This is a genomic window from Myroides profundi (assembly GCF_000833025.1).
Classification (GTDB): Bacteria; Bacteroidota; Bacteroidia; order Flavobacteriales; family Flavobacteriaceae; genus Flavobacterium; species Flavobacterium profundi_A.
Genome location: NZ_CP010817.1, coordinates 2821303 through 2839087 on the forward strand (window position 1 = coordinate 2821303; position 17785 = coordinate 2839087).

Genomic DNA, 17785 nt, shown 5'->3' on the forward strand with positions numbered 1-17785 from the left:
TTACTATTTTTCTACTTAATAAAAAACTTTAATGAAAAAAATTAAATATTTTTAAAGCTTCATTGTATGAGCTTTCAAATGACATAGCACTCAAGTTCGTATCTACCTTATTTGCTGTAAAGTAGCTCAACATCTTCTCTGTTGGCATATTTCCAGTCAAATCATCTTTTGCCATTGGACATCCCCCATATCCTTTTATTGCACCATCATAACGTAGACATCCAGCCTTATAGGCCGCATCAATCTTCTCAAACCAACTATCAGGAGTAGTGTGTAGATGTGCTCCAAACTCAATATTAGGATAAGCTGGAATCAAATTACTAAATAAGTAATCTATCACTTCTGGTGTAGAACTTCCTACCGTATCCGATAATGAAAGAATCTTCACTCCCATCTTTGACAGCTTTTCAGTCCAATCTCCTACAATATCCACATCCCACGGATCTCCATAAGGATTACCAAATCCCATAGATAAATAAGCTACAACCTCTTTATCCGCCTTAGTAGCGATATTCAATATCTCATCTAAAGTAACGATAGATTCTGCAATGGTCTTATGTGTATTACGCATCTGGAAGTTCTCTGATATAGAAAAAGGGAATCCTAAATACTGGATTTCTTTATGCTCAGCAGCTTGTTCTGCACCTCTCGTGTTTGCGATAATAGCTAATAGCTTGCTCTCTGTCTTACTCAAGTCTAACTGAGCTAATAACTCGGCCGTATCCTGCATCTGAGGAATAGCCTTAGGAGAAACAAAACTACCAAAATCTATGGTATCAAACCCCACTCTTAAAAGAGACTGTATATATTGTGCCTTTTTTTCTGTTGGGATAAACATCTTAATGCCTTGCATAGCATCACGAGGACATTCTATAATTTTTACTGCTGGTTTCATATAATCCAAATATAAATGAAAAGCCACAATTTTACAATGTGATTTTCTTTATTTTATTTACTCATTATCTAAGAACAACATTCTATTGATTATCTGACACATAGAGTTCATAAAAACAAAAAAAGGTTCTAAAGATGTTATCCTCAGAACCTTTTTCACTATTATTTTCTTCTTAGCTTACTAGTAGGAAAACTGCTAATCCACTAAAAACGATGATTTGAAGCCACTTTAAAAATATGTTGACATATTTATTATCTTTCATATAATCTGTCAGCTTAGCTGCTATAGTACAGATGATAAAGAAAATGACTACTGCTTCTGTAATAAACACTGTACCTAGTACAAAAACTTGTTTCTGCACACTCCCCGCACTTTCTGTAATAAACCCAGGAAACAAAGCTAGAAAGAACATCATCACCTTTGGGTTTAGGACATTCATCAGCAATCCTTTTCTTACAAATCCCATAAAAGTCTTATCGTTCTGTCCTGAACTAGATTCATCGATGACGATTACATTCTCTTCCTGAAATACTTTATAAGACAACCAGAATAGATATAAGGCTCCGAATAACTTAACACCTTTAAACAGTAATTCAGATTGTGTAATTAAGGCAGAAATCCCAAAAGCAAATAATGATAAATGGAATAATAATCCTCCTACTTGTCCTACCACTACTGCATATCCATACTTACGTCCTCTGGTAATGCTCTGCGAAACCACATATAGAATATCCGGTCCTGGAGTAATAATCAATAAAAAACAAGTTATAAAAAAAGTATATAATACTTCTGTTGACATAATTAATTCTAGTATTTAGATAATATGGCTTTATTAATCTTTTTAATCAAGCCTGGTCCTTCATATATAAAGCCAGTATAAAGCTGAATCAAGCTCGCTCCTGCCTCCAGTTTTTCTATCGCATCTTCTGCAGAATGTATACCTCCCACACCGATGATAGGAAATGCTTTATTACTCTTCTCAGATAAGAATCGAATAACCTCAGTACTTCTCTTCGTCAGAGGTTTTCCACTTAGTCCTCCTGTTTCTTGCTGATGAATAGACTTCAGATTACTGCGATCGATAGTAGTGTTCGTAGCGATTACTCCAGCTATTTTTGTTTCTGTAACAATCTCTATAATATCTAATAACTGGTCATCTGTTAAGTCTGGTGCTATCTTCAATAAAATAGGCTTAGGAGCCTCTTTCTGATTATTTTTAACTTGTAAGCCATGAAGTAGAGCTTTCAGCGGTTCTTTATCCTGTAATGCACGTAAATTAGGTGTATTAGGTGAACTCACATTCACTACGAAATAATCTACATAAGGAAACAACGCTTCGAAACAGATTTCATAATCTTCATTTGCTTGTTCATTAGGAGTCACTTTATTCTTCCCAATATTTCCTCCTATCAGTGTTCCTTTATTCTTCTTTAGACGCTCAATAGCCTCTTCTATCCCTCCGTTATTAAATCCCATCCTATTGATAAGACCATTGTCTTCTTTTAGACGGAATAATCTCTTTTTAGGATTTCCAGGTTGTCCTTTTGGAGTAAGAGTCCCGATTTCTATAAAACCAAAACCAAAGTTTTCTAATTCACTGTATAACTTAGCATCTTTATCAAGTCCTGCTGCAAGACCTACTGGATTCTTAAATTTTAATCCAAATACTTCTCTCTCTAATCTAGGGTCATTTACTTGACAATTGGCGCGAATAAGTGCGGATACACCAGGAATACTATTCACGAATTTAAGAGCACCGAAGGTAAAATGATGCACTTTCTCTGGGTCAAACCTAAAAAATATAGGCTTAATAATGCTTTTATACATACTAAATGACTTTGTGTTGTTGTGTGTCTAAATTTCGTGCAAAGGTAGTATTTAAACCTTGTATTTCATAGTGGTCTTTTTTTGTTTTTTAGAATCTCCTTAAAATAGTTTTTTACGCACTTAACAAATTATGATAAAACAACTTAGACGAACAACCTTCTTATAGATCTACACTACCCTTTCTATATAAACCTAACCTTATTCTCCTTGCACTTTCTTGAGGTTTTCTAGGGGATTCCTTGGGCTTTCCTAGCCCAGAAGGCATTTTTCTCGAAGAAAGGTGCAAGAATACCTCAAGAAAACCCCAAGCAATCTCGAAACATTATAATTTAAACATTATTCATCACCATACCTCTAACTACCACATCTTATTTAAACCCAATATAAACAAAGCTCTTCTCTCTTATCTTTTTTAGATGTTTTGTAAATTGTAGCCTATTAAAAAATAAAAAGTATGTTACCATTACAATACCAAAAGTTCAAAGAAGAACTAGCTAATCACATAGATTCTGATAGAATTATCACTAATCCGATTCAACTATTAGCGTATGGTACTGATGCTAGTTTTTATAAACTAGTTCCTAAAATAGTTGTTCAAGTACACAATCATCAAGAAGCTGTAGCTACTCTACAGACTGCTACAAGGCATAATGTAGCCGTGACGTACCGAGCAGCAGGAACAAGTCTATCTGGACAAGCAGTAACTGATTCTATCTTGATGGTAGCTACCCATCAATGGAAGAAATACGAGATTTTAAACAATGGGCTTCAAGCGAAGTTTCAGCCTGGGATTATTGGAGGAAGAGCTAATATTATCCTAGCTCCTTATGGTCGCAAGATAGGCCCAGACCCAGGTTCTATCAATGCTGCAATGATAGGTGGTATTGCTGCGAATAACGCTAGTGGAATGTGCTGTGGTACCTCACAAAACTCTTATAATACAATTGCAGATATTAAGATTGTTCTTTATGATGGAACTGTCTTAGATACAGCAAGCGAAGAGAGCAAAAAAGAGTTTGTAGTAAAACACTCTGAAATCATCAAAGAAATAGAGCGTCTAAGGGATGCTATTCACACAGATCGCACATTATACGATCGAATAGAGCGCAAGTTTAAAATCAAAAATACCACAGGATATAGCCTTAATGCGTTTATAGACTATCACGATCCTTATGAAATCATTAAACATATTATGATAGGGTCTGAAGGGACATTAGCCTTTATCTCTGATATTACGTATAACACAGTCATTAATTATAAACACAAAGCGTGTACATTAATGATTTTTGAAACCATAGAAAAAGCCTGCCAAGCAGTACCTTTTTTAAAGAAAAGTCCTGTAGCCGCGGTAGAATTATTAGATAGAAATAGTATTAAATCTATCGAAGACGAGGCTCTTGCACCAGAATACTTTAAGACATTACCAGAGACAGCATGTATCTTACTGGTAGAAGCACAAGCGGAGAATGAAGTGGAAATGTCAACTAAACAACAACAAATCAGAGAGGCTATCGCTTCTACTCCTACTTATAAGCCTTTTGAGTTCACTTCAGAGCCTCAACAATACGCATTCAATTGGAAAGCAAGAAATGGTCTGTTACCTACTACAGGAGCATTGAGAAAGACAGGGACTACTTGTATCATTGAAGATGTTGCCTTTCCTGTAGAGAAATTGGCAGATGCTTGCATCGCTATGAAAGATCTGTTTGCAGAACTACAATACCATGATGCAGTACTATTTGGGCATGCCTTAGAAGGAAACTTACACTTAGTATTCTCACAAGATTTCTCTACTCAAGAAGAAATAGACAGATATGCTCGATTAATGGATGGACTGGTAGAAATAGTAGTAGATAAATTTGATGGTTCATTAAAAGCTGAACATGGAACAGGGCGAAATATGGCTCCTTTCGTAGAGAAAGAATGGGGTAAACAAGCTTATGACATTATGCTAAAAGTCAAAGCAATCTTTGACCCACATAACTTAGTGAACCCAGGTGTAATTATCAATGTTAATCCTCATGTTCATTTAGAGAACTTCAAAGCTTCTCCTGCTACCAACGAAATAGTAGATAAATGTATAGAATGTGGATTCTGTGAATCACACTGTGTATCAGAAGGGCTGACACTATCACCAAGACAACGTATCGTGGTAGGTAGAGAAATAGCAAGACTACAAGCTATAGGGAAAGATACAGAAGAGTTAGAGAACTTAGTAAATAGTGCTCATTACTATGCTGATGAAACATGTGCTACAGATGGACTATGTGCCTTAGCATGTCCTGTAAAAATAGATACTGGTAAATACATTAAAGACATTCGTCATAGCGCTATTACTGAGAAAGACAGAAAAAATGCTGAGTATTTTGTAGAAAATATGGAACGCGTTACTGCCATGGGGCGTAAGGCATTAAACACCGTTGGGGTATTCCAAAATATCTTAGGGAATAAGATTATGACTAGTGTGTCAAGTGGTATGCGTAAGATGTCTGGTAATAAAATACCACAATGGAATGTAGCCATGCCTAAAGGCAATAAGCATAAAATAACAGAACCTATCGTTAATCCTGGACAGGATAGAAAAGTAGTTTACTTCCCTTCGTGCATTAATAGAACAATGGGTAAATCTAATGACTATCCTAAATCTGATATGGATTTAACAGCTAAAACAGTAGAACTACTTAAACGTGCTGGATATACCATTATATACCCAGAAAACGTAAATAATATGTGCTGCGGAATGCCATTTAGCAGTAAAGGAATGAAAGAAGAAGGATATACTAAATCATCAGAATTAGAACTTGCTTTATTAAAAGCTACTGAGGATGGTAGATACCCTGTATTATTTGACATGAGCCCTTGCTTTTATACCTTCTATGAAGCTCATAAAGGTGGTAAGCTAAAAATGTACGATCCAATCGAATTTATGTTAGATTATGTGATGCCTATATTACCTGTTAAGAGCCCAAGAAAAGAAATCAGTGTATTCCCTGTATGCTCTGTTAAGAAAATAGGATTAGAAGGCAAGTTACTTGAATTGACTAAGCTGTGTGCTGAGAAAGTAAACTATATTGATAGCAACTGCTGTGGCTTTGCAGGAGATAGAGGGTTTACGTTCCCTGAATTAAACAAACATGGTAATAGACACTTAAAAGAACAAATACCTACTGATGCGAAGGATGCATTCTCTACCAGTCGTACGTGTGAAATAGGACTAACAGAATATGGAGGCGTAAACTTTAAATCTATCTTCTACTTAATAGATGAAGTAACTAAATAGATCTACTTATTAAAAATGATATAATATGGCATAGACAACAAGTCTATGCCATATTTTATTTAGATTTGTTTTTAAACCAATTCAAGAAAACATGCTAAATATAGACTTAACCATATTTCCTATACTAGAAACAGAGAGACTTATTCTCAGACGTTTAGACATAAATGACTTAAATACGATGTACACCATGCGTACAGACCCAGAAGTGATGAAGTATATCCCTATACCCATTACACAGTCAGAAGAAGAGATAAAACAATATATCCATTCTATAGATGAAAGGATGGCAGCTAAAGAATGTGTTAATTGGGCAATCACGCTAAAAGAAGAAGGTACAATGATCGGTACCATTGGGTTTTATCGTATGAAATTGGAGCATTATAGAGCAGAGACGGGATATATGTCTTTGCCCAAATTTAATGGAAAAGGTTATATAACTGAAGCTCTTCAAGCTATTGTCCATTATGGCTTCTCTACGATGAAACTACATTCTATAGAGGCACTTTTAGATCCAGAGAATATTGGTTCTATGAAAGTACTTGAAAAATGCGGTTTTATCAAAGAAGGGCATTTAAAAGAAAACTGGTTCTTTGATGGTCAATTTTTAGATACAGTGATCTATTCTAAGCTAAACAAATAAAATAAGGCTACCCTCTTAGAGGTAGCCTTACATTTTTATATTCGCTGTTTATAATGCAATTTGATTATAAGCAGAACTAATATTTTTACCTAAATCTGAAGCAACTAAACTATGAGGGTGGATATTCTCAATAGCTATATCTCCCGCTAATCCGTGTAAATAAACTCCTACTATAGCAGCTTCTTTACTAGTATAACCTTGTCCAAGTAAAGAGGTTATCATACCTGTCAAAGTATCTCCTACTCCAGCAGTAGCCATTCCCCAGTTACCTGATGAGTTAAAATAGATTGTTTCGTCTGGTGCTATTGTTATTGTATGAGCTCCTTTTAATACAAAGATGACATTGTGCTTTTTAGCCAACTGCTTTACTTTATCAATCTTATCAAAGTCATTATCCCACTCACCGATAAGTCTTTTCAGTTCTTTTTCATGTGGAGTTAAAATACTCTCTACTGGTACTTTATCTAAACACTTCTGCTCACTAATAATATTAAGAGCATCAGCATCTATTACTAATTTCTTATCCTTATTATCTTTTAAAAAAGTAACTAAAGCAGTAGCTGTATCTTTATGTAATCCTAAACCACATCCTACTCCTACTGCATCATAATGTTCTACAGATGGAAATACTTTTATATAGTCTTCTCCAGCACATGTATCACACATGACTTCAGGTATCGCTGTCTGTAAAATAGTATATCCACAATTTGGTACATAAGTCGTTACTATTCCACTTCCTGTGTTCATAGCAGCCTTACTTGCTAAAGTCATCGCTCCTATCTTTCCTTTACTTCCTCCGATTAGTATTACTCTACCAAAGTCATCCTTACTACTAAACTTAGTTCCTGATTTCACTAAGTTTCTCACCTTCTCTTGTTCAACAAAATAAGCATCCGACTTAGTACTCTCTATATAATCTAAATCTAATCCTATATCTAATATTTCTAGTTCTTTGACATATTCTTTAGCGTCAGATAGTAATAAAGCTGTTTTTGGCAATTGAAACGTATATACTACATCAGCCTTAAATACAATAGCTTCTATTGGTGTTGTCACATCTGCTAATAACCCAGAAGGCATATCTATAGAAACTCTCTCTAGACAAGGTGTTTCGTTTAAAAAGTCAAAAATAGGACGCCACTCTTCATCTAAAGGACTATGTAATCCTATACCAAATAACGCATCTACGATAACATCATCTTTCTTTACTTTTAATTTACTCTTCGTATTAAACTTTTCTACATTGATATCTCTATCTTCTAATAGATCTTGATTCTGAGCATTATCAGGACTATATTTCTTAGTTTGCACCAAGAAAACCTTCACCATAGCTCCTCCTTCTTTTAATAATCTAGCTAGTGTTAGTCCATCTCCACCATTATTTCCTGTTCCACAAAAAATAACAAAGGATGTTTGGTATAACTTATATCTAGTTTGCAACTTCTCAAAGACTTTAGTCGTTGCTCTCTCCATAAGTTTAAATGAAGATATATATTGATTAGATACTGTCTCCTTATCTAATGCTTGTATTTGTGCTGCGTTAAAAATTTTCATATTGTTACTTAATAGTTAATCATCATGAGTAAAGGTAACAAATACAACTATTGAAAACAGAGCTATACACTACTATACCACCGAATTATCTAAGTGTGAAGAAACATATTGATTCTCACTTTGAGTAATACTAATTATATCAAAAAAATAGCAAAACAATGATTATTTACTATAAAACCAACTAAATACTAAAAGTTAAAAATAACGCTTTGGGCTCCAAACTATATTCTTCCTATATATTTTGTTCAAATGTGATTTAGTATCTTTGAGTTTCTAAATGGATATTTCAGATGAAATTATATATAAAAAACATGGTCTGTGAAAGGTGTAAAATGGCAGTAGACAATCTACTAACAGAAGCAAAATACACCCCTACTAAAATAGAACTAGGAGAAATAGAAATACAAGAAGACTTAAACTCTTCTCAGCTAAAAGAAGTAGAAGCGAAATTACAAAAGATAGGTTTTGAACTCCTAGACAATCAAAAAAGTAAAACAGTAGATAAAGTAAAAACTGTCTTGATAGAATTAGTACAAAAACACAATGCTAATCTACAAGTACCACTATCTGCTTATATAGCAGATAAAATGCAAATGGATTATCACGCTCTAAGCCTGTTATTTTCTCAATTAGAATCTACTACAATAGAGCAATACTTTATCCAATTAAAAATAGAGAAAGTAAAAGAACTTCTAGTATACGATGAGTTAAGCCTAAAAGAAATAACCTATCAATTAAATTATAGCAGTGTAGCTCACTTAAGCAAACAGTTTAAAAAGGTAACAGGGCTAACTCCTACTCACTTTAAAACTACAGGAGCAGAACGCCGTAAGGTTATTGATAAAATATAATAAAAAAGACGATTTGGTTAAATCGTCTTTTTTGTTCTTATAATTTTGCTTCTAGCTCCTTTTTAGCATGACTAAACCATTCTTCTTTTAGTATGCTAAATATAGCAGTATCTCTACGTCTACCGCTGTGGATAATAATTTCACTTCTCAATACCCCTTCTAACGTACAACCTATACTCTGAACAGCTACTTTACTTCTCTCATTCGTATTATCTACTCTAAACTCTACTCTTTCCATCCCCATAACTTCAAAAGCATATTTAAACATCATATACTTACAGTGCTTATTCACTCCTGTCCCTTGAGCAAGTTTACTATACCACGTATACCCTATTAATAACGTTTTATTCTTGTGATCAATATTATAAAATCGCGTAGAGCCAACATACTCTTCTGTTTTTTTATCAAAAACAATAAAAGGATACGCTTTACCATTATTTCTATCTTCAATCGCTTGGCTAATATACTTTTTCATTCCTTCAGCTCCTTCTACCCCTACAGTAGCATATTTCCATATTTCAGGTTCGTTAGTTGCAAACCCTACTAAATCATTATAATTATATGCTTCTAGTGGTTTAAGAATGACGCGATCATCCATTAAAACGATATCTTCCATAGCGTTATGCTTTTTTTTCTTTTGAGATTTCAGTCACTAAAACATATCTAAACGATGGCGCATCAGCAGGAGGGTTAGCTATATCTACTCGCTTCACCTCTATTTTATACTCATACCCCTCTTCATAATTAAATCCTTCTATCTCCTGATACATTAGCTCCCAAGGCGCGTCCTCTTCTTCTTTGACCATCATACATTTTTTAGGAGCAATACCTGCACACTCATCCAGTTTAGAAGCTACATATAATACCTTCACCTCTTCAGAAGCATCTATTTCAGTTACTTCAGGCACATCATTATGCTCTACAGTACTATTCTCTCCTTGTTCTACATTTTTATCCTTACAAGAAACTAATATTCCTAAAGACATTATGGCTAATAAAACTACTTTTTTCATTCTGTATAATTTTCTAGTTCGGTAAAAATATAAATTAAATAATCAATGAGTCGTTTTTAAGTACTTAATTCTAGTATAAACAAAAAAAGCTTGCCCTATGCATAGGCAAGCTCTTCTATTATTTCACTGTCTAATAAAGACAGTTCTGCTTTAAGATTAGGTTGTTCGCTTAAAAACTCATTAACCCAAATCATTAATTGTTCTACATCATAAGGTAATAATGTGTGCATTGCTTTTTCTAATTCTTTAAAGAACAATGCAGAATCAAAACTGACATTCTTAAGTACATGAGTAGTGTACTCTAACATCATTCGTTTGTTCATAACTACAATTTTTTTCTTTTTCTATGAACAAACTTACACACTTTCTGTTAAAACAAAAAACATAATACAAAGCTTAACCTTAAAAGATATTTAATTACATAAAATTAATACTAGAATAACAAAAAAATAACCACAAAAAACCTAAAAAAGCACATTAGTGTTAATCTAAAATCGAATAAATAACTAATATTATTCATGATTAAATAAATATATAATTGACAGTATATTTTCCTTCTTTGTCATTTTATGGAAGTAGATTATCCTTTATACCCGACTAACATCTCCCTTTTACCAGGTGGCCCAGGTACCTTCTCTATCACAAAACCAACTGCTTTCATTGCTCTTTTAATTGGTCCTCTGCATGCATAAGTAGCTATAACACCTGTATCACCTAGTGCGTCATAAACCTTTTGGAATATTTCTACAGACCATAAATCTGGTTGAAACTGATATCCAAAAACATCAAAATAAATAACATCAAAATAAGACTGATTGACTACTGCTTCTTCAAAGGTACTATGGATCTTATGCAACGTAAACTCTGCTGTAACCTCATGAGAAACATCCCAAGTACACTGATGTATCTGTTTAAACAAGATATCATCTCCATCTCTGTCATATAAAGCACTAAAATCCAATGCTGCGCCTTCTTGTTCTGTCACTGGAAAAGCTTCAATACTATGATACTCTACTATTTTACCCTTTCTTCTAGCCTCTACTAGCGTTAAAAAAGCATTTAGTCCTGTACCAAACCCCATTTCTAATACTTTAACAGTAGTTTTATCTATCTTATCAAAACCTCTTTCTATATAGACATGTCTTGCCTCTTGAATCGCGCCATGAATAGAATGGTACGTTTCTCCCCATTCTTCAATTTCAATAGATGTAGAGCCATCTGAGGTTGTCACTATTTTTCTTTTCACTGTATCAATAATTTTTTAATCCTAGGAATAGGCCCTCCACATTTCTTTTGATGACATGTTAAACATGAGTTTATCATCTCATTAAACTGTTGTACTTTATCACCTTCATTGTCTTGATAGAGAATCTGCTCTAACTTTAAATACTGCTCTGCCTGTTCAGTAAAAAACATATCTCTATCACTAGGATCTGTCATCTTAGCAGTAAGTATATCTCTATGTTTATCAGGCAAAGCTCCTAATTCTTTCTTTCCTTGTTCTATCTCAGCCTTTAAAAACACCCCTTGAGCATACATCTCTTCCATAAGAGAGGCCATCGGAGCCATATTATACATCTTAAAAGCAGTTGTATCTTTCGTCACAGATTCTTTATTATCTTCTATTTGTTTAGTTTCTTTTTTACAAGATAACAAAACTGAGAATACTAATAAAACAAGACACAATATTGATTTACTTCTCACCTTCTATTACTTATTTTTATTAATAGCAATACCATCTGCTGTAAAAGCATAAGTAACTTTAGGTTCTGTGATAGCAGCTATTTCTTCTTCAGACTTACCAGCATCTTTAGCATAATGTTTTAATTCATCTACAGATACTACAGATATAAACGCTCTACCATCTACTACAACTTCATGTCCAGCGGCATTCATAGGAGCAAAAAAACCATAATCTGTAAAACGTACAAATCCTTTCTTTTCTCCTGGTAACTCTACATTCATCCAACAACCTTTCTTCTGACATACATCATTAATAGTTGTTTCGAATTGTACTTTAATCGTATCCCCTTCTTTTAATTCTTGATATTTCTTAAGCATAGCTTCTTTAGAAAGAACATCTGCCATCACTATGCTATCTCCAAAATATTCGTATGTCTTCTGTACATCCGCAATAGTAGAGTTAGCCTCTTTTTCATTTTTACACCCTGTCAAAATGAAAGCCATTATGCTTAAAGAAGCAACGATTCTAATCATGATAAAAAATTTAAGTATTCAGTAGACCAAAATTAAGTCAAAAAAATAAATCAAAAAGAATTAGTTTATCTAAACATCTTTCATGGATTATTATAATTTCAGTAAATAATTTCGATTAAACAATATTTATCACAGCATTTTAGATAAAGTTCAACAAGAAACTATTTTTGAGTACTTTTTTTGATAATTTTGTAATGTGTTGCTTTTTTAATACATTGCAAGCATAAGTAAACAGACAATTAAAAAAACATTATAAGAAATGAGTTTAGAAACAAACAACCTTTTTTCTATTGAGAAAGTAGAAAAATCAAAAATAGCATCAGTTGACTTCGATAACCTGAAGTTCGGTTCTGTATTTACTGACCATATGCTAGTTTGCCACTACAAAGATGGTAAATGGGGACAAGTAGAAATCAAACCTTACGGACCAATGTCTTTTGCTCCTTCAACAAATGTGTTCCACTATGGACAAGCTATCTTTGAAGGAATGAAAGCATACAAAGATGCAAATGAAGATGTATGGTTATTCCGTCCACGTGAGAACTGGGCTCGTTTCAACAAATCTGCTGAGCGTATGGCTATGCCACATATCGACGAAGAGAGATTCGTAGATGGATTAAAAGCGTTAATCAACCTTGATAGAGATTGGGTTAAACAAGGACAAGGAAATGCATTATATATCCGTCCTTTCATGATCGGAACTCACGAAGGTGTAGTAGCTGGACCATCTAGCGAATTTATGTTCTGCATCATTTGTTCTCCTGCGCGTACTTACTACTCAGGAAAAGTAAAAGTTCAAATCGCTGAACACTATAGCCGTGCTGCTAATGGTGGTGTTGGTTACACTAAATGTTCTGGTAACTATGCTGGACAATTCTACCCAACTAAATTAGCTCAGGAAGCTGGATACCAACAAGTAATCTGGACTGATGATGCTACTCACACTAAATTAGAAGAAGCTGGTACTATGAACGTATTCTTCAGAATTGGAGATACTTTAATCACAGCTCCTACTAGCGAAAGAATCTTAGATGGTGTAACTAGAAAAAGTTTATTAGACATCGCTAAGAGTAAAGGAATCAATGTAGAAGTAAAATCTATCGTTGTTCAAGATTTACTTGATGCACATGCTAAAGGAGAATTAAAAGAAATCTTCGGAGCAGGTACAGCAGTTACAGTAGGTCAAATCGAAGGATTTGCTTTCCAAGATAACTATTATGGATTACCAGAAGTAGCAGATGAGAATTCATTTGCAATTCAATTAAAAACAGCTCTTCAAGGAATTCAACAAAAGAATATTGAAGATACTTTTGGATGGACAGAAAAAATCTAATCTAAAGGTACTTTTACCCTATCAAAAAACGGCAGTAATTCTGCCGTTTTTTTTATCTACAATCTAACTCTTTTGACTATTTTTGCTAAAAAATAATTATGTTTACACCAGGACAACTTAAGTTTGCTATATTTTTCATTATCGCTTTTACTATTGTCATGATTATCATGTATAGAAAAGATATAAAACTACACCGTATCTATTATAAAAATAGACTATGGGTATTAGTTGCCTTTTTATCATTTATAGGTTCTTTATTTATTTTAAAAAACTTTTTGAAGTAAATTAATATAGCTTTTATCTGTTATGAAAATTCTAAAGTATTTCTCTCTTTTACTACTACTACCATTAGTATCCTTATTTGTATTTATACTTACTCAAAGTCCAGAATACAAAGTAGAAAGGACATTCACTGTGGATGCGCCGAAGGAAATAGTCTATAATTATGTCAACGATTTAGATAACTGGACAGACTGGATGAAGTCTCAAAAATCTAATAATGGAACATACCAAATAGAACTAGAAAATTTAGGGTCTTATACAATAAGAGCAGAATATAGCCATCCATACGATAGCTTATCTCAAGACATCTTAAATGATAATAAAATATCAAATATTATTTGGAGATTAAAAGGTCAACAAAATAAAACACAAATCACTTTTACTTTTAATGGGACTTTAGACCTGCAAACAAAGTTTACTTCTTTTTTTAAAGGATCACCTAACCAAGTAGCAACTAATAGTCTTAACAAAAATATTGATGCTTTCATTGTTTACTTTATTAAACAGTATAAAGAATATGAAGTAAAACTAGATGCAGTCAAATCAACTCCTAGTATTGAATACCTATACCTAGAAGCTTCTTCTTCTATAGGCACATTAAATGAAGACTTATTAGCCTTAAATAAGGACTTATCTGAATTCTGTTCTACTAACCAAATAGAAATAGCAGGAGATCCCTATTTAATACTAAATAACTCAAAAACGCAAAGCACACTTACATATAGATTTGCCTTACCTATTAAAGGTAATATATATCTAAATGAAGAAGAAAAGTATAAAATAGACACTCTTGATAAACAGAGTTATTTTGAATCAACACTAATCGGTTATTACACATTCTTACCAGAAGCAATGCGTAAGACTAGAACAGAAATTAGTGATAAAGAATTAAACATTCTACCTGATGAACCTATTATCTTACTGCTTAAGAAGTCTGTTATTGACTCTAGATTAGCAGCAGAATGGGAGACTATAATCAAAGTTCCTATTGAGAGAAAAGAAGTTCCTATCCCTACTCCTGTTTATCAAAATTATACAAACAGTAACAATACTCAAGAAGTAAATACTGAAACAGAAAACAAAGAAGAAATAACCAATTCTACTATATAAAAAAAAGAGGCTTTAAAATAAAATTATTTTAAAGCCTCTTTTTTTTATCTTAATTCTGGATTATCAGCTATGATTTTTTTAGCTCTTTCTAAATCCTCTGGAGTATCAATACCTATACCTAAATGCTTTGTTTCTGCCATTTTAATACGTTTTCCATACTCTAAGTATCTCAACTGTTCTAACTTCTCAGAAGCTTCTAAAAACTTCATTGGCAAAGTTGTAAACTCAAGCAAAGCTTCTTTTCTAAAAGCATATACTCCTATATGTTGATAGTACTGTACGTTCACCTCCTTATCTCTAGGATAAGGAATTACAGAACGAGAAAAGTATAATGCAGTATTAGTATCATCTACGACAACCTTTACATTATTAGGATTCTCTATTATACTCCATTCATTAATTGGTGTCATCAAAGAAGCCAAATCTACTTGCTTGGCCTCATCTCTCTGAAATATATCAATCAACTTTTCTAGATTCTCTTTACTAACGAAAGGCTCATCCCCTTGTACATTAATAACGATATCTGCTTCTATATCTTTAACAGCTTCAGCTATACGATCACTTCCACTCTCATGTTCTTTGATACTCATTACAGCCTTTCCTCCATGATTAATAATCTCATTATAAATCAAATCTGAGTCTGTAGCCACAAATACATTGTCAAAAAGCCCTGTTGCTAATGTTGCTTCATAAGTACGACGGATAATAGTTTTCCCTGCCAAATCCTCCATTAGCTTTGCTGGAAAACGCGTAGATGCGTATCGAGCTGGTATTACTGCTATAACTTTCATTCTAATATTTTTATTTTTCAAATATACTATGTTGTTGTTAATAACCTGAGTTCGATTAATAATTAGTTTTTTACAATTACATAAGAAATCTATTTCTACTCAGTATGTTTTAATCGACTAAAGATAATTTTGTACTAACTTCCTAGAGGATTGCTTGCAGGTTTCTTGCACCTTTCTTCGAGAAAGACACCTTCTGGGCAAGGAAAGCCCAAGAAAACTCCTAGTAATCCCCTAAAAAGTGCAAGCCGAACACTATTATCTAATTCAGAAATAGTAATCGAAGTCAAAACTCGTGTATTAGTTTTCAAGATTTTAATGCCTGTTTTACATTAACCTATTGACACCTATAGATATCACTTTAAAGTAATGTCATTATACATTAATACATGTTTTTTTGCTAATCGAACTGAAGTTAATAATAATTGTGTGATACTACACTAGTACTCTATTAGTCTTGAAGAAAATATTCATCTTGAAAACCTATTAGGTACAATTTATCCTTAGCACGAGTCATCGCTGTATATAACCACTTTACATAATCTTCGGTTATACCGTCAGGCAAATAAGGCTGCTCAATAAATACTGTTTCCCATTGTCCACCTTGAGATTTATGACAAGTAATAGCGTACGAAAACTTAACTTGCAGAGCATTAAAGTACTCGTTTTCTTTTAACTTCTGCATTTTTCGATACTTGGTTATTTCGTCTTCATAATCTAATAAAACCTCATTATACAGTTTATTCATTTGATCATACGTAAGAGCGGGCGACTCACTAGTCAGAGTATCTAAAAATATCATGGTATCAAAAGGAGTCATATCAGGATAATCAATCATTCTAATTCGTACAGAAGCATATCTAAACCCATACAACTCTACTGTTCTATAAATCTGAAGTACCTCTATGATATCCCCATTGGCGATAAAGTCTGTAACAGTTGAATCTTTAAGCCAAAAATAATTATTCTTCACAACCATCAATAAATCTCCTGCAGATATCTCACTGTCCTTATCTAAAATACGAGCTCTGATCTGTTGATTATACGCATTCGCTCTCTTATTTGACCGAACTATAAAAGTAGTCTCTTCTGGCCCACTATTAGAATACGAAGAGTATATCGCATCCTGAATATCGTATCCATCTACTAAACGTACTATATCTTTAAAACCTTGTAATTGGAACTGAAAGGTATCCGCAAAATAAGATCCAATAGCTAAACGCAATTCTGTGGCATTATATAAGATCCCTGAATCTCCTTCTTGACGCATTACTTCATCTAATTCTATATGCTGAATATCCATATTATAATGAAAACCTAGCTGATCTATATCTAATGCAGGGCTGATATTCATTCCTACAGGAGGCAGCTGTGCTGTATCTCCTATCAATATCAACTTACAATTAAACCCTGAATACACATAATACACTAAGTCATCTAACAGTGATCCATGTGGATACATTGAGGTATCTCCTGCACTAGCATCTCCTATCATAGAAGCCTCATCTACTATAAATATCGTATTTCGATTTCTATTATGACGCATCGTGTATTGAAACACGCCACCTGCCTTACTAGGTTTAGGATAATAAATATTCTTATGAATGGTAAAAGCAGATCGATTAGAATAATTACTAATTACCTTAGCCGCACGTCCAGTAGGCGCAAGCATCACAGAGAACTTATTAACGCTTCTCAACTCATTAACTACGGTAGACAACAATGTAGTTTTACCAGTACCCGCATATCCTTTTAATACAAACAATTCATCTTGTGTGTCATTTGTAACAAAATCAGCAATCTTCTGAAGAAAAATGTCTTGCTTTAACGTTAAATCATAAGGAAATTTCTGACGGAGTAGTTTATAAAACTGTTGACCTATCATAGTTGTATATTCTTTTTTATCTATTGTATGCCAAAGATACTAAGCTTTTTATCCCTTGACTAGAAGATTGCAATAAAAAAGTGTAATTTTGCCTATATTCGAAATTCATA

18 protein-coding genes are annotated in these 17785 nt (G+C 33.4%); 6 read left to right on the forward strand and 12 right to left on the reverse strand.

Annotated features, from left to right (window positions below; genetic code table 11):
* Window positions 1–28: 28 nt before the first annotated feature.
* The 3 genes from MPR_RS12440 to MPR_RS12450 all read right to left on the reverse strand — a co-directional run bounded on the left by MPR_RS12440 (window position 29) and on the right by MPR_RS12450 (window position 2722).
* On the reverse strand, window positions 29–895 hold the full coding sequence (locus MPR_RS12440; protein ID WP_041893088.1) for a hydroxymethylglutaryl-CoA lyase: 867 nt from the start codon (window positions 893–895) through the stop codon (window positions 29–31).
* A 172-nt stretch (window positions 896–1067) separates the two neighbouring features.
* Window positions 1068–1694, reverse strand: a complete 627-nt coding sequence (locus MPR_RS12445; protein ID WP_041893089.1) for a LysE family translocator — start codon at window positions 1692–1694, stop codon at window positions 1068–1070.
* 8 nt (window positions 1695–1702) lie between these two features.
* Window positions 1703–2722 (reverse strand): quinone-dependent dihydroorotate dehydrogenase, encoded by a 1020-nt coding sequence (locus tag MPR_RS12450; protein WP_006258469.1) that lies wholly within the window; start codon window positions 2720–2722, stop codon window positions 1703–1705.
* A 454-nt stretch (window positions 2723–3176) separates the two neighbouring features.
* Between MPR_RS12450 and MPR_RS12455 the strand changes: the two genes are divergently transcribed.
* Together MPR_RS12455 and MPR_RS12460 are read left to right on the forward strand one after the other, a co-directional pair.
* Window positions 3177–6002, forward strand: coding sequence for an FAD-binding and (Fe-S)-binding domain-containing protein (locus tag MPR_RS12455; protein ID WP_041893091.1), 2826 nt, complete (start codon window positions 3177–3179; stop codon window positions 6000–6002).
* Between the two features lie 91 nt (window positions 6003–6093).
* Window positions 6094–6642, forward strand: coding sequence for a GNAT family N-acetyltransferase (locus MPR_RS12460; protein ID WP_041893092.1), 549 nt, complete (start codon window positions 6094–6096; stop codon window positions 6640–6642).
* A 48-nt stretch (window positions 6643–6690) separates the two neighbouring features.
* Here MPR_RS12460 and MPR_RS12465 read toward each other — a convergent pair whose 3' ends face one another.
* A complete protein-coding gene (locus MPR_RS12465; RefSeq protein ID WP_041893094.1) occupies window positions 6691–8196 on the reverse strand; it encodes a bifunctional ADP-dependent NAD(P)H-hydrate dehydratase/NAD(P)H-hydrate epimerase in 1506 nt (501 codons plus the stop codon).
* 290 nt (window positions 8197–8486) lie between these two features.
* Between MPR_RS12465 and MPR_RS12470 the strand changes: the two genes are divergently transcribed.
* Entirely contained in the window at window positions 8487–9047 is a 561-nt protein-coding gene (locus tag MPR_RS12470; protein ID WP_041893095.1) for a helix-turn-helix domain-containing protein, read from the forward strand.
* A 37-nt stretch (window positions 9048–9084) separates the two neighbouring features.
* Here MPR_RS12470 and MPR_RS12475 read toward each other — a convergent pair whose 3' ends face one another.
* From MPR_RS12475 to MPR_RS12500, 6 genes are all read right to left on the reverse strand, one after another.
* Entirely contained in the window at window positions 9085–9663 is a 579-nt protein-coding gene (locus MPR_RS12475) for a GNAT family N-acetyltransferase (protein ID WP_041893097.1), read from the reverse strand.
* Window positions 9664–9667: 4 nt separating this feature from the next.
* On the reverse strand, window positions 9668–10060 hold the full coding sequence (locus tag MPR_RS12480) for a DUF4377 domain-containing protein (protein WP_041893098.1): 393 nt from the start codon (window positions 10058–10060) through the stop codon (window positions 9668–9670).
* Window positions 10061–10155: 95 nt separating this feature from the next.
* Entirely contained in the window at window positions 10156–10383 is a 228-nt protein-coding gene (locus MPR_RS12485; RefSeq protein ID WP_041893099.1) for a hypothetical protein, read from the reverse strand.
* Window positions 10384–10640: 257 nt separating this feature from the next.
* Window positions 10641–11306, reverse strand: a complete 666-nt coding sequence (gene mnmC2 / locus MPR_RS12490) for a tRNA (5-methylaminomethyl-2-thiouridine)(34)-methyltransferase MnmC2 (RefSeq protein WP_041893101.1) — start codon at window positions 11304–11306, stop codon at window positions 10641–10643.
* Window positions 11303–11764, reverse strand: coding sequence for a hypothetical protein (locus tag MPR_RS12495; protein ID WP_225600368.1), 462 nt, complete (start codon window positions 11762–11764; stop codon window positions 11303–11305). The genes mnmC2 and MPR_RS12495 overlap by 4 nt, the downstream gene beginning before the upstream one ends.
* Window positions 11765–11770: 6 nt before the next feature.
* Complete coding sequence (locus tag MPR_RS12500) at window positions 11771–12247, reverse strand: DUF4920 domain-containing protein (protein WP_041895492.1); 477 nt, start codon at window positions 12245–12247, stop codon at window positions 11771–11773.
* A gap of 289 nt (window positions 12248–12536) precedes the next feature.
* Here MPR_RS12500 and MPR_RS12505 point away from each other — a divergent pair, with 289 nt between their 5' ends.
* The 3 genes from MPR_RS12505 (at window position 12537) to MPR_RS12515 (ending at window position 15002) form a co-directional block, all read left to right on the forward strand.
* Window positions 12537–13610, forward strand: a complete 1074-nt coding sequence (locus tag MPR_RS12505) for a branched-chain amino acid aminotransferase (RefSeq protein ID WP_041893102.1) — start codon at window positions 12537–12539, stop codon at window positions 13608–13610.
* 98 nt (window positions 13611–13708) lie between these two features.
* Window positions 13709–13894: a hypothetical protein gene (locus MPR_RS12510; RefSeq protein WP_006258484.1), complete on the forward strand. Its 186-nt coding sequence runs from the start codon at window positions 13709–13711 to the stop codon at window positions 13892–13894.
* Window positions 13895–13916: 22 nt separating this feature from the next.
* Window positions 13917–15002, forward strand: coding sequence for an SRPBCC family protein (locus MPR_RS12515; protein WP_041893104.1), 1086 nt, complete (start codon window positions 13917–13919; stop codon window positions 15000–15002).
* A gap of 44 nt (window positions 15003–15046) precedes the next feature.
* On the opposite strand, the gene kdsB is transcribed toward MPR_RS12515, so the two are convergent.
* Complete coding sequence (gene kdsB, locus MPR_RS12520) at window positions 15047–15793, reverse strand: 3-deoxy-manno-octulosonate cytidylyltransferase (RefSeq protein WP_041893106.1); 747 nt, start codon at window positions 15791–15793, stop codon at window positions 15047–15049.
* A 448-nt stretch (window positions 15794–16241) separates the two neighbouring features.
* Complete coding sequence (locus MPR_RS12525) at window positions 16242–17675, reverse strand: ATP-dependent DNA helicase (protein ID WP_041893107.1); 1434 nt, start codon at window positions 17673–17675, stop codon at window positions 16242–16244.
* Window positions 17676–17785 lie beyond the last annotated feature (110 nt).

Coding starts and splice junctions, on each gene's coding strand:
- MPR_RS12440 (WP_041893088.1), bottom strand. CDS start 895: ATGAAACCAGCAGTAAAAATTATAGAATGTCCTCGTGATGCTATGCAA.
- MPR_RS12445 (WP_041893089.1), bottom strand. CDS start 1,694: ATGTCAACAGAAGTATTATATACTTTTTTTATAACTTGTTTTTTATTG.
- MPR_RS12450 (WP_006258469.1), bottom strand. CDS start 2,722: ATGTATAAAAGCATTATTAAGCCTATATTTTTTAGGTTTGACCCAGAG.
- MPR_RS12455 (WP_041893091.1), top strand. CDS start 3,177: ATGTTACCATTACAATACCAAAAGTTCAAAGAAGAACTAGCTAATCAC.
- MPR_RS12460 (WP_041893092.1), top strand. CDS start 6,094: ATGCTAAATATAGACTTAACCATATTTCCTATACTAGAAACAGAGAGA.
- MPR_RS12465 (WP_041893094.1), bottom strand. CDS start 8,196: ATGAAAATTTTTAACGCAGCACAAATACAAGCATTAGATAAGGAGACA.
- MPR_RS12470 (WP_041893095.1), top strand. CDS start 8,487: ATGAAATTATATATAAAAAACATGGTCTGTGAAAGGTGTAAAATGGCA.
- MPR_RS12475 (WP_041893097.1), bottom strand. CDS start 9,663: ATGGAAGATATCGTTTTAATGGATGATCGCGTCATTCTTAAACCACTA.
- MPR_RS12480 (WP_041893098.1), bottom strand. CDS start 10,060: ATGAAAAAAGTAGTTTTATTAGCCATAATGTCTTTAGGAATATTAGTT.
- MPR_RS12485 (WP_041893099.1), bottom strand. CDS start 10,383: ATGAACAAACGAATGATGTTAGAGTACACTACTCATGTACTTAAGAAT.
- MPR_RS12500 (WP_041895492.1), bottom strand. CDS start 12,247: ATGGCTTTCATTTTGACAGGGTGTAAAAATGAAAAAGAGGCTAACTCT.
- MPR_RS12505 (WP_041893102.1), top strand. CDS start 12,537: ATGAGTTTAGAAACAAACAACCTTTTTTCTATTGAGAAAGTAGAAAAA.
- MPR_RS12510 (WP_006258484.1), top strand. CDS start 13,709: ATGTTTACACCAGGACAACTTAAGTTTGCTATATTTTTCATTATCGCT.
- MPR_RS12515 (WP_041893104.1), top strand. CDS start 13,917: ATGAAAATTCTAAAGTATTTCTCTCTTTTACTACTACTACCATTAGTA.
- kdsB (WP_041893106.1), bottom strand. CDS start 15,793: ATGAAAGTTATAGCAGTAATACCAGCTCGATACGCATCTACGCGTTTT.
- MPR_RS12525 (WP_041893107.1), bottom strand. CDS start 17,675: ATGATAGGTCAACAGTTTTATAAACTACTCCGTCAGAAATTTCCTTAT.